Source organism: Microbacterium sp., assembly GCF_047605725.1.
In the GTDB taxonomy this organism is placed as follows: Bacteria; Actinomycetota; Actinomycetes; order Actinomycetales; family Microbacteriaceae; genus Microbacterium.
The window spans coordinates 1-11,348 of record NZ_JASGFE010000068.1 but is presented as its reverse complement, the minus strand read 5'-3'; the positions used below and the strand labels follow the sequence as shown (position 1 = coordinate 11,348).

The window sequence follows — 11,348 nt, the reverse complement described above, 5'->3', positions numbered from 1 at the left end:
GGCCGATCAGCTCGCCGATCTTGTCGACCGGGATCTGCACGCTGATCACGCGCGGAGCGGTGGCCGCCATCTCGTCCGGACCGTCGATCGCGGCGTTGAGCACCCCGAGGATCGTCAGGCGCGCCTCACGGGCCTGCTGCAGTGCGGCGCTGAGCACCGAGGAGGGGATGCCGTCGAGCTTCGTGTCCAGCTGGATCGCGGTGACGAACTCGCTGGTGCCGGCGACCTTGAAGTCCATGTCGCCCAGAGCGTCCTCGGCGCCGAGGATGTCGGTGAGGGCCGCGTAGCGGGTCTCACCGTCGACCTCGTCGGACACGAGCCCCATCGCGATGCCGGCCACCGGCGCGCGCAGCGGCACACCGGCGTTCAGCAGTGACAGGGTCGACGCGCACACCGAGCCCATCGAGGTCGAGCCGTTGGAGCTGAGCGCCTCGGAGACCTGACGGATCGCGTAGGGGAACTCCTCGCGGCTGGGCAGCACCGGCACGAGCGCGCGCTCGGCGAGGAAGCCGTGCCCGATCTCGCGACGCTTCGGCGACCCGACGCGGCCGGTCTCACCGGTCGAGTAGGGCGGGAAATTGTAGTGGTGCAGGTAGCGCTTGGTCGTCACCGGCGACAGGGAGTCGATCTGCTGCTCCATCTTGAGCATGTTCAGCGTCGTGACACCGAGGATCTGGGTCTCGCCGCGCTGGAAGATCGCGGAGCCGTGCACGCGCGGGATGACCTGGACCTCGGCATCCAGCGGACGGATGTCGGCAAGTCCGCGTCCGTCGATGCGCACGCCGTCGGTGAGGATGCGGCCGCGCACGATCTTCTTCGTCACCGACTTGTAGGCGGCGGAGAACTCGAGGGTCGCGACGGCGGGGAGCTCCCCCGCCTCGACGGCGGCGACCAGCTCGGCCTTGACCTCGTCCTTCAGCGCGTCGTCGGCGTTCTGGCGCTCCTGCTTGTCGGCGATCTGGTAGATCGGCACGAGGCGGTCGTAGGCGCGCGAGGCCACGAAGTCGTAGGTCTGGTCGCCGTACGGCGGGAAGACCGGGTACTCCTGGATCTCTTTCGCGGCGGTGCCCGCGACGACGTTCTGCGCCGCGACGAGCCGGCGGATGAAGGGCTTGGCCGCCTCCAGGCCCTCGGCGACGACCTGCTCGCTGGGCTTGACGGCCCCGCCCTTGATGAGGTTCCAGCTGCCCTCGGTGGCCTCGGCCTCGACCATCATGATCGCGACGTCGTCGGAGGTCGCGGCATCCGCCACGACCCGGCCGGCGACGATCAGGTCGAAGACGGCCTCCTCGAGCTGGGCCGCGGTCGGGAAGGCGATCCACTGGTCGGCGTGCTCGCCGTGGCCGGGCATGAGCGCGAGGCGGACACCGGCGATCGGGCCGGAGAACGGCAGGCCGGAGATCTGGGTCGACAGCGACGCGGCGTTGATCGCGAGCGCGTCGTAGAACTCGCCCGGCGCGATCGAGAGCACCGTGACGACGATCTGGACCTCGTTGCGCAGACCGGCCACGAACGACGGGCGCAGCGGCCGGTCGATGAGGCGGCACACCAGGATCGCCTCGGTCGAGGGACGGCCCTCGCGGCGGAAGAACGAGCCGGGGATCTTGCCCGCGGCGTACGAGCGCTCCTCGACGTCGACGGTCAGCGGGAAGAAGTCGAACCCTTCGCGGGGGTGCTTGCCGGCACTGGTGGCCGACAGGAGCATGGTCTCCTCGTCGAGGTACGCGGCCACGGCGCCCTGCGCCTGCTGGGCGAGCCGGCCGGTCTCGAACCGGATGGTGCGGGTGCCGAAGCGGCCGTTGTCGAGGACGGCTTCGGCGGCGGTGATTTCAGGACCTTCCAAGAGGTCTCTCCTTCTTTGTTTAGGCTCGCACGCGCGTCTCGCGCACGAGCTCGTACGAAGGAGCAGCATCGGTCAGTTATGGGCGCGCGGCAAAGGGGCCGCGGTTCCGCCTGCGCTGGCCACCAGTAGAGGATCACCCGGCGAAAGACGACGGGGAACCCACCACAGGGGACCAGCTTCCTGCCGGACCTGCTCCGTGTGAGCGCATGCTCACGGGTGGATGCCGGACGGCAACCCTCGCGAGTCTACCAGTCGCGCGCGCATCGCCGCGCCCGCGGGCAGCGTCGCCGCACCGGGCGCCGGCCCGCGGCATCCCGCTCACGAACTGCGGACTTTCGCGTGAAGTTCGGAGGATTTCGGGTAGATCCTCCGAAGTTCGCGCGACTCTCCGAAGTTCGTGCGGGCCGGTCATCGACCGGCGCCGTCGACCTCCGGGGCGTCCTGGTAGGGCGAGCCGGCCGTCAGGTTGTCACCGCGGTTCGCGCCGGGCACCGCCTGACGGCCCGGGCGGTCGCCGTACGTCGCGGCGACCAGGCCCGCGTGGGTCGGGGCGTCGGGCACGCCGGCCGGCCGGTCCGCGGCGAGCTCACGGCGCAGCGCCGGCACGACCTCGCCGCCGAGGAGGTCGAGCTGCTCGAGCACGGTTTTCAGCGGCAGGCCCGCGTGGTCGATCAGGAACAACTGGCGCTGGTAGTCGCCGAAGGTGTCGCGCATCGAGGCGTAGCGATCGATGACCTGCTGCGGCGAGCCCACGGTCAGCGGCGTCAGCGCGCTGAAGTCCTCCAGCGACGGTCCGTGCCCGTAGACGGGCGCGTTGTCGAAGTACGGACGGAACGCGCGCACGGCGTCCTGCGAGCGCGCTCGCATGAACACCTGGCCGCCCAGACCCACGATCGCCTGCTCGGGCGCGCCGTGCCCGTAGTGCGCGAAGCGCTCTCGGTACAGCGCGATGAGCCGCTGGAAGTGGTCGGCCGGCCAGAAGATGTTGTTCGCGAAGAACCCGTCCCCGTAGAAGGCGGCCTGCTCGGCGATCTCCGGCGTGCGGATCGAGCCGTGCCACACGAACGGCGGCACCCCGTCGAGCGGCCGCGGCGTCGAGGTGAAGCCCTGCAGCGGGGTGCGGAAGCTCCCCTCCCAGTCCACGACGTCCTCGCGCCACAGCCGGCGCAGCAGCGCGTAGTTCTCCACCGCGAGCGGCAGCCCCTGGCGGATGTCCTTGCCGAACCAGGGGTACACCGGGCCGGTGTTGCCGCGGCCGAGCATGAGGTCGACCCGGCCGCCGGAGACATGCTGGAGCATCGCGTAGTCCTCGGCGAGCTTCACCGGGTCGTTCGTGGTGATGAGGGTCGTCGCGGTCGACAGGATCAGCCGCTCGGTCCGCCCCGCGAGGTAGGCGAGAGTGGTCGTGGGCGAGGACGACCAGAACGGCGGGTTGTGATGCTCGCCGAGGGCGAACACGTCGAGCCCGACCTCCTCGGCGTGCCGGGCGATCGTGAGGGTGGCGGCGATCCGCTCCGCCTCCGAGGGCGTGCGGCCGGTCACCGGGTCCTGCGTGATGTCGCTGACCGAGAAGATGCCGAACTGCATGCCCGGCCAGGTGGTCTCTGTCACGTCGCGCTTTCCGAATCCGGATGCCGCGGCATCCATCTATATGCGATTGAATACAGTACCTGCAACGCGCGCACCGCGCGGATATTCCGCGCCTCCGCGCGCGGGCTGCCGTCGCGGCGGCCCGACCGATAGTCTGGCCGGGCTATGAGCGACATGCAACGAAGCACCTCAGCCGGTCCGACCGTCCCCGCCGCCCCGCCGGCGCGCGCGCGCACGCCCTTCTGGGACAACGCACGCTTCGCCTGCATCGTGCTGGTCGTCATCGGGCACGCCGTCCAACGCATGACCGCGGACTCCGACGCCGCCTACGGCGTCTATCTGCTGGTCTACGCGTTCCACATGCCCGCCTTCGCGATCATCTCCGGCTACTTCTCCAAGTCCGGCGCCCCGAACGCGAAACAGATGGCGCGCGTGATCACCGACATCGTCGTGCCGTACATCATCTTCGACACGCTGTGGTGGCTGATCGAGTGGGCCCTCACCGGCCGCGGCGACCCGAACCTGACCACGCCCTCCTGGACCCTGTGGTTCCTGCTGGCCCTCGCGATCTTCCGCCTCGTGCTGCCCTACCTGGCGCTGCTGCGGTGGCCGCTGCTGTGGACGGTGGCGATCTCGATCGCGGTGGGGTATCTGCCGAACCTCGACTCGACCTTCTCGCTGGCCCGAGCGCTCGGGCTCCTGCCCTTCTTCACGCTCGGCTGGTGGCTGCGCGAGCACGACATCGTCGACCGCTTCCAGCTGCTGCGCCCCCGCTCGTGGCCGGTGATCGCCGGCGCCGTCGCGGTGTTCGTGGTCGCCGGAGTGCTCGCGTGGACGATGACGGACACGTGGCGCTCGCTCCACGTCGGCAGCTGGATGTTCTACCGCGACCCGTACACCGCCCTCGGCGGCACGGAGTGGTGGGCCGGCGGCGTGCGGCTGCTGCTCATGGCGATCGCGCTCGTGCTGACCGCCGCCTTCCTCGCGCTCATCCCGCTCGGCACCTACTGGTGGACCCGCTTCGGCACCTACACGATGTACATCTACCTGCTGCACACCTTCGTGCTGTACCCGCTGCGCGAGTACGGCGTGATCGCCGGGCTCACCCCCGACTGGCTGTGGCTGCCGATCATCGTGGTCGGCTCGCTCCCGGTCGCCCTGGCACTGGGCTCCGACCCGGTCCGCAAGGTCTTCCGGCCACTGGTCGAGCCGCGGCCGGGGTGGCTGTTCGCCGACCCGACCCTCGCCGGCAAGGAAGGACGCCGGCAGGACCCGACCGGGTCGCAGCGCCCCGCCGGCGCCGGGGCGTGAGCGGCGGCCGACCTCCCCGCCGCCGCACCGGTCACGAGTCCTCGGGCACTCCCATCCGGTTCCAGGCGTCGAGACCGGCGATCTTGTAGGCCTCGGCCAGGGTCGGGTAGTTGAAGGTGTTGTTGACGAAGAAGTCCACGGTGCCGCCCAGGTTGATCACGGCCTGACCGATGTGGATCAGCTCGGTCGCACCCTCGCCGATGATGTGGGCGCCCAGGAGCCGGCGGGTCTGCCGGTCGAAGACGAGCTTGAGGAACCCGGCATCCACACCCATGATGTGTCCGCGCGAGGTCTCTCGGAATCGCGCGATGCCCACCTCGTAGGGCGCGCCGGCCGTGCGCGCCTGCTCCTCGGACAGGCCCACCGTCGAGATCTCCGGCACCGCGTAGATGCCGTACGGGAAGCTGGCCGGCGCCGGCGGCAGCGGCACGCCGAATGCGTGGCACGCGGCGACCCTCCCCTGCTCCATCGACGTCGACGCCAGGCTCGGAAAGCCGATCACGTCGCCGGCCGCGTAGATGTGCGGCACCGAGGTCTCGAACGTGTCGGGGTCGACCTTCACGCGACCCCTGGAGTCGGCCTCGATGCCGATGGCCTCCAGCCCGAGTCCGCCCACGTTGCCGGCGCGGCCCGCCGCGTACAGCACCATCTCGCTGCGCACCGTGCGGCCGTCGTCGGTGGTGACCTCGGTGCGCCCGTCGACGATCGAGATATCGGAGACCGCCGAGCCGAGCCGCACCTGCATGCCGCGGTCGCGCATCTGGTGCAGGAAGTCGTCCACGACCTCCCGGTCGACGAAGTCGAGGATAGTCCGTCGCGGCTCGATGAGAGTCACCGGCACGTCGAGGGCGGAGAAGATCGTCGCGTACTCGACACCGATCACGCCGCCGCCGATCACGGTGAGGGTGCGAGGCAGCCGGCCGAGCTCGAGGATCTCGTCGCTGTCGAACACGTGCTCGCCGTCGAAGGGCACGTTGTTCGGGCGGTGCGGGCGGGTGCCGACCGCGATCAGGGCGTTGTCGAAGCCGACCTCGCTGCGCTCGCCGCGGTCGGTCGTGAGCGAGACGACGTCGGGCGCGACGAACTTCGCCGTCGCGCGGGTGTGCCGCACGTTGTTGCGCATGAACTGGTGGGACAGCACCTCGACCTCGTGGTCGAGCGTCTTGTGCAGCCGGCTCACGAGGTCGTCGATGCCGATCTCCTCCTTCACGCGGTAGCCGCGCCCGTAGAAGCCGCGCTCGCGCCAACCGGACAGGTTCAGCACCGTCTCACGGAGGGTCTTGGACGGGATCGTGCCGGTGTGCACCGACACTCCGCCCAGCTGCCTGCCCCGATCGATCACCAGCGCCGACTTGCCGAGCTTGGCCGCCTGGATCGCCGCGCGCCGTCCCGCCGGACCGCTTCCCACGACCACGAGGTCATATCGCTGCATCGCCACTCCTGTCGCCTGCGAAGAAAAGTTCCTCGCCCACGCTATCGGTGCGGGGGCGCCGCGTCACGTGTCGCCGGGATAACGGGCACCCTCGCGGGGGGAAGGAGCACCCTCGCCGGGGGGAACGGGCACCCTCGCGGGAGGAAGGGGCACCCTCGCCGGGTGGGGGTGGGTCAGGCGAACAGAGTCGCGCCGACGAAGGAGCCGGATTCCGCGCCGGGCGGGACGGCCCAGATGCCCGAGCCGACGTGGCGGATGTACTCGTTCATGAGGTCGGTCGCCAGCGCCCGCTGCAGGGACGTGAACTGCTCCGGCGAGCGCTGATAGGACAGGAAGAACAGGCCGGCGTCGAGGCGCCCGAGCGCATTGTTCCCGTCGACGTAGTTGTACCCGCGGCGGAGGATCCGGTTGCCGTCGTGGAAGTCGGGATGGGCCAGACGTACGTGGCTGCGGGCATCGATGAGCGGCGCGCCCGCGGCATCCGCGCCGGTGAAGTCGGGCGTCGTGAACTCGTCGCCGCCCGACAGCGGCGCCCCCGCGCCCTTGTCGCGACCGATGATGGTCTGCTGCTCGGTCAGGCGCACGCGATCCCACGTCTCGATCAGCATCGCGATCTTGCGCGCCACGAGGTACGAGCCGCCCGCCAGCCAGTGCGGCTCGTCGCCCTGCGCGACCCATACGTGCGCCTGGAGCGCCTCGGCGTCGTCGGCGAGGATGTTCGCGGTGCCGTCCTTGAACCCGAAGAGGTTCCGCGGCGTCGCCTGCCCCGCCGTCGTGCGCGAGGTGCGGCCGAAGCCCAGCTGCGACCAGCGCAGCCGGGCGCGGCCGAAGGCGATGCGGCTGAGGTTGCGGATGGCGTGGACGGCGACCTGCGGATCGTCGGCGCACGCCTGGATGCACAGGTCGCCGCCGGTGTGCTCGGGGTCGAGATCGTCGCCCAGGAACGCCGGCAGCGCCTCCAGCAGCGGCGGGCGCTGCGCCGCGAGCCCGTACCGGTCGACGCCGTCGGCGGTCTGGAACAGCGTCGGGCCGAACCCGAACGTCACGGTCAGTCCGCTTGCGGCGAGCCCCAGCGCCTCACCGGTGTCGTCCGGCGGCGCCTGGAGCGACCCGCCCACGGCGCCGGACGCGCTCACCTCGAGCCCCTGGGTCATGCGCGCGGCGGCGTACGACCAGTCCTGCAGCAGCTCCACCAGGTCGTCCCGCTCGGTGCGCTCCATCATGTCGAACGACGCGAAGTGCAGATGGTCCTGTACAGGCGTGGTGATCCCGGCCTGATGCGCCCCGAAGAAGTCGTGGACGGATGCCGCCGACTCCCGCTCGCGGGTCCGTCCGACCGCCACGCCCGCCGCGGCCCCCGCCCCGGCGCCCAGGGCGACCCCGGCCGCGCCGACGCCCGCGGCAAGGCCCAGGAGCGCACGTCGGCTCAGCCCCGCGTGCGCCGACGCGGCGACGCCCGCGTCGGCGGCCGAGGGGAGGGCATCCCCGTCGACCGCCGCGCGGGCGTCGTGGGCGTCGGGTTCGGTCATTGCTCCAGGATCGTGGACGTCAGCTGCGACAGCGGCTCGGCCAGGGCGTTGATCAGATCCGTGAGCTCGCGCTTGTCGGCATCCGTCAGCTCACGGTAGTTGACGAACCCGTCGTCGAGCGAGCCGAACTCGGCCAGCGCCTGCTCGAGGTCGGCGTAGCCGGCCTCGATCTCGGCGACGAGCTCCTTCTGGTCGTCGCCCTTCGACGAGGCGAAGTCCTGCACGAGCGAGAAGGCCATCTTCGAGCCCTCGACGTTCGCGGCGAAGTCCCACAGGTCGGTGCCCGACCACCAGTCCTCCTCACCGGTGATCTTGCCGGTGGCGACCTCGTCGAGGAGGCCGATGGCACCGTTGGAGATGCCGCCGATGCCCTGCTCGTCCAGCGCGGTCTGGAAGTCCTCGGAGTGCACGTAGTCGTACAGCTCCTGCACGTCGGCGACCAGCTGTGCGCCGAAGGCCGCGCGCTGCTCGGTCGTCGAGGGCGCCCAGTCCTGCCACGCGGGGGTGACGTCGTCGGCGTTCAGGGCGTCCTGCGCGGGCACCCACAGGTCCTTCTCGATACGGTGGAAGCCGGTCCAGTCCAACCCCTCGGCGACGGCGTCGACCTCGCGGTAGTCGATGCGCGGATCGAGATCGCCGAGCGACTCGGCCACCGGCTCGATGCGCTCGTAGAACGCGCGCACCTGCGGGAACTGCGTGCGCGCCTCGTCGTCCTGGCCGGCCTCGTAGGCGGCGGCGAAGGTCTGCACGGCCGGGAGGAGCTGGCCGACCTGGTCCTTCACGAAGGCCGCGTAGAGGTCCACGGCCTGCTGCTTCTGCTCGGCATCCGGTCCGTCGACGGCGACGGCGTCACCGGTCACGCTGAACGCGGCACGGCCCACGCCCTCGCCGATCATGCCGGGCTTGCACAGCGTGAAGTAGTCGCCGGGCTGGGCCACCACCGTCAGGGTGCGCGAAGCGCCCGGGGCGATGTTCTCGACCTCGCCGACGATCCGCAGGCCGTCGGAGGCGAGCAGGTAGAACTCGGTGATCTGACTGCTGCTGTTGGTCACGTCGAAGGCCAGCGTGCCGCTGGTGGCCGTCGCGGCCGACACCTCGCAGGTGTCGTCGCCGGAGTCGACGGTGAGGGCGTCGGCGGCAGCGACATCGGTCTTCGCGACACAGCCGGCCAGGGCGAGGGCGGTGACGGCGGTCGCGGTCACCGCGCCGAGGGCACGTCGTGAGGGGGTCATCGTTCTCCTTGTGGTTCGGCCGCCGCGAGCGCGGACGGCGAGGGGGCTGGGGCCGGTCGCCGGGCGGCTCCGGCACGGCGGAAGAAGATCGTGCCGATGAGCGCGAGGTAGGCGACCCACACGATCACCTGCAGCCAGGACATCTGCGGCATGAAGCCGACGGTCGCCTGCAGGAGCGTCGCGACGACGCCGCCGGGCGGCACGGTCGTGCTGACGTCGAAGGCCCAGCCGAACGGGAAGCCGGCGGCGCCCACCGCGACCGCGCCGGTGACCGGGTCAACCGGCGCCGCCGACGAGAACGGGCCGGGCAGCACGGCGGCCTCCTGCAGGTCGTGGATGCCGTAGGCGAGCACGCCGGCGGCGACGATGATGAGCAGGCCCCCGGTCCAGGTGAAGAACCGGCGGAGATCCACCCGCACCATGCCGCGCGCGATCGCCCAGCCGAGCACGACCGCGACGGCCAGGCCCGCGACCGTGCCTAGCAGCGCGATCGGCGCGCCGGCGAAGTCCTGCACCATCGCCCACAGGATCAGGGTCGTCTCGATGCCCTCGCGGGCCACCGAGACGAAGCCGATCACCACGATGCCCCCTCCCCACGTCACTCCACGCATCGCTGCGCGCTGCGCGGAGCCTCGGACGCGTGGGCCCAGCGACCCGGCCGCGAGCGCGCGGTCGACCTCGCCCTCCAGGGTGCGCTTGAGCGTGCGCGCGGCGCGCTGCATCCAGAAGATCATCCAGGTCACGAGCGCCACCGCCAACAACGACATCGTGCCGCCGATGATCTCGGTGGCCTGGAAGGTCAGCATGTAGGACCCGAAGGTCAGCACCGCCCCGATCGTGAGGGCGAGCACCACGGCGAGCGACACCCCCGCCCACAGGCGCGGCAGCACATCGCGCCGGCCCAGCCGAGAGAGGTAGGCGACGAGGATGCCGACCACGAGTGCGGCTTCGAGGCCCTCGCGCAGGCCGATGAGGAAGGAGGAGAGGAACACGGTGTCTGTTCTTGCTGATGTCTGCGGGCGGGTGCGGCGGAGGAGACGTCCCTGCCGCGTCGCAGGCCCGAGGAGAACTCAGGTTAGGCGGACCTCACTTAGCGATACCTTACTCCCGCGCCGCGCGCGCGGTCAAAGCCGCGCGCCCCGCGCGGGTCGGCGGGTCGGCGGGTCGGCGGGTCGGCGGGTCGGCGGGTCGGATGCCGCGGGCCGCGGTCCGAGGACGGTGCGCTTGCCTCCACGGTAACGAACGGCAACAGTCGCGGCTCGGGCGGTGCGCCGTGGTTACTGTCGGGTCCATGTCAGAGCCGAATCTCCCCGTCCTCGACCTCTCGCTGCTGGACCAGGGCCCCGAGGCCGCAGCCCGCTTCCGCGAGCAGCTCCGCCACGCGACCCACGACGTCGGGTTCTTCTACCTCACCGGCACGGGGGTGCCGCCCGAGCTGGAGGCGCGACTGCACCGCACCGCACGGGCGTTCTTCGAGCTGCCCGAGGCGGACAAGCTCGCGATCGAGAACGTCAAGAGCCCGCACTTCCGCGGCTACACGCGCGTCGGCGGCGAACGCACCCAGGGCAGGGTCGACTGGCGCGAGCAGATCGACATCGGTCCGGAGCGGGATGCCGTCATCGACCCCGCCGCGCCCGACTACGCCGTGCTGATCGGCCCGAACCTGTGGCCGGATGCCCTGCCGGAGCTGCGCGAGGTCGCCGAGGAGTGGCAGGACCACCTCGCCGGTGTGTCCCGCAAGCTGCTGCGGGCGTGGGCGCTGGCGCTCGGAGCCCCGGAGTCGTACTTCGACGAGCACTTCGGCGACCCGCAGACGCTTCTGAAGATCGTGCGCTACCCCGGCAAGGACGACCCGACGCCGGCCCAGGGGGTCGGCGCGCACAAGGACTCCGGCGTGCTGACGCTGCTGTGGGTCGAGCCCGGCAAGGGCGGCCTGCAGGTCGAGCGCGACGGCGAGTGGGTCGACGCACCCTCCGTCCCGGGCGCGTTCGTCGTGAACATCGGGGAGCTGCTGGAGCACGCGACCGGCGGCTACCTGACCGCGACCAACCACCGCGTGGTGTCGCCGCGACTGCCGGACGACCGCATCTCGGTGCCGTTCTTCTTCAACCCGGCGCTGGAGGCGCAGCTCCCGGTGATCGATCTGCCGGCCGAGCTCGCGGCCCAGGCGCGCGGCGTCGCGCAGGACCCGGCGAACCCGATCTACGGCCTGCACGGCGAGAACGCGCTGAAGTCGCGCCTGCGCGCGCACCCCGACGTGGCCGCGATCTGGCACGGTGATCTCGTGGCATCCCGCGCCTGATCGCCCGCCCCCGCGGCCCCGCGCCGTCCGCCCCCGCGCCCTCCGGATCCGCGAGACTCCACTGGTGCACCGAGACTGCATGCCCAGCGTGCAGTCTCGGTGCACGGAT

Annotated in this window: 8 protein-coding genes; 2 read left to right on the top strand and 6 right to left on the bottom strand. The window is 71.1% G+C overall.

Annotated elements, in window-relative coordinates; genetic code table 11:
- Both QM641_RS12025 and QM641_RS12020 read right to left on the bottom strand, forming a co-directional pair.
- Window positions 1–1,843: polyribonucleotide nucleotidyltransferase (locus QM641_RS12025; RefSeq protein ID WP_415116789.1), on the bottom strand; the 1,843-nt coding region annotated here is incomplete at its 3' end.
- 408 nt (window positions 1,844–2,251) lie between these two features.
- Window positions 2,252–3,430 carry an LLM class flavin-dependent oxidoreductase gene (locus QM641_RS12020; protein WP_415116791.1) on the bottom strand — a complete coding sequence of 393 codons (1,179 nt, stop codon included), beginning with the start codon at window positions 3,428–3,430 and terminating at the stop codon, window positions 2,252–2,254.
- A 177-nt stretch (window positions 3,431–3,607) separates the two neighbouring features.
- Between QM641_RS12020 and QM641_RS12015 the strand changes: the two genes are divergently transcribed.
- On the top strand, window positions 3,608–4,744 hold the full coding sequence (locus QM641_RS12015; protein ID WP_415116787.1) for an acyltransferase family protein: 1,137 nt from the start codon (window positions 3,608–3,610) through the stop codon (window positions 4,742–4,744).
- Window positions 4,745–4,775: 31 nt separating this feature from the next.
- Here the strand turns inward: QM641_RS12015 and sthA are convergent, their stop codons facing one another.
- The 4 genes from sthA to efeU all read right to left on the bottom strand — a co-directional run bounded on the left by sthA (window position 4,776) and on the right by efeU (window position 9,929).
- A complete protein-coding gene (sthA, locus tag QM641_RS12010) occupies window positions 4,776–6,176 on the bottom strand; it encodes a Si-specific NAD(P)(+) transhydrogenase (RefSeq protein WP_415116785.1) in 1,401 nt (466 codons plus the stop codon).
- A 173-nt stretch (window positions 6,177–6,349) separates the two neighbouring features.
- The gene (gene efeB, locus QM641_RS12005) at window positions 6,350–7,705 is read right to left on the bottom strand and encodes an iron uptake transporter deferrochelatase/peroxidase subunit (RefSeq protein ID WP_415116783.1); all 1,356 of its coding nucleotides are present in this window, start codon (window positions 7,703–7,705) and stop codon (window positions 6,350–6,352) included.
- Window positions 7,702–8,937 (bottom strand): iron uptake system protein EfeO, encoded by a 1,236-nt coding sequence (gene efeO, locus QM641_RS12000; protein ID WP_415116781.1) that lies wholly within the window; start codon window positions 8,935–8,937, stop codon window positions 7,702–7,704. Before efeO ends, efeB begins: the two co-directional genes overlap by 4 nt.
- Window positions 8,934–9,929, bottom strand: a complete 996-nt coding sequence (efeU, locus tag QM641_RS11995; RefSeq protein ID WP_415116779.1) for an iron uptake transporter permease EfeU — start codon at window positions 9,927–9,929, stop codon at window positions 8,934–8,936. The genes efeO and efeU overlap by 4 nt, the downstream gene beginning before the upstream one ends.
- 299 nt (window positions 9,930–10,228) lie before the next feature.
- Between efeU and QM641_RS11990 the strand changes: the two genes are divergently transcribed.
- Window positions 10,229–11,239, top strand: coding sequence for an isopenicillin N synthase family dioxygenase (locus tag QM641_RS11990; protein WP_415116775.1), 1,011 nt, complete (start codon window positions 10,229–10,231; stop codon window positions 11,237–11,239).
- Window positions 11,240–11,348 lie beyond the last annotated feature (109 nt).

Excerpts from the sequence above, each read along its gene's own strand:
- QM641_RS12020 (WP_415116791.1), bottom strand. The coding sequence starts at position 3,430 with ATGCAGTTCGGCATCTTCTCGGTCAGCGACATCACGCAGGACCCGGTG.
- efeB (WP_415116783.1), bottom strand. The coding sequence starts at position 7,705 with ATGACCGAACCCGACGCCCACGACGCCCGCGCGGCGGTCGACGGGGAT.
- QM641_RS12015 (WP_415116787.1), top strand. The coding sequence starts at position 3,608 with ATGCAACGAAGCACCTCAGCCGGTCCGACCGTCCCCGCCGCCCCGCCG.
- efeO (WP_415116781.1), bottom strand. The coding sequence starts at position 8,937 with ATGACCCCCTCACGACGTGCCCTCGGCGCGGTGACCGCGACCGCCGTC.
- sthA (WP_415116785.1), bottom strand. The coding sequence starts at position 6,176 with ATGCAGCGATATGACCTCGTGGTCGTGGGAAGCGGTCCGGCGGGACGG.
- QM641_RS11990 (WP_415116775.1), top strand. The coding sequence starts at position 10,229 with ATGTCAGAGCCGAATCTCCCCGTCCTCGACCTCTCGCTGCTGGACCAG.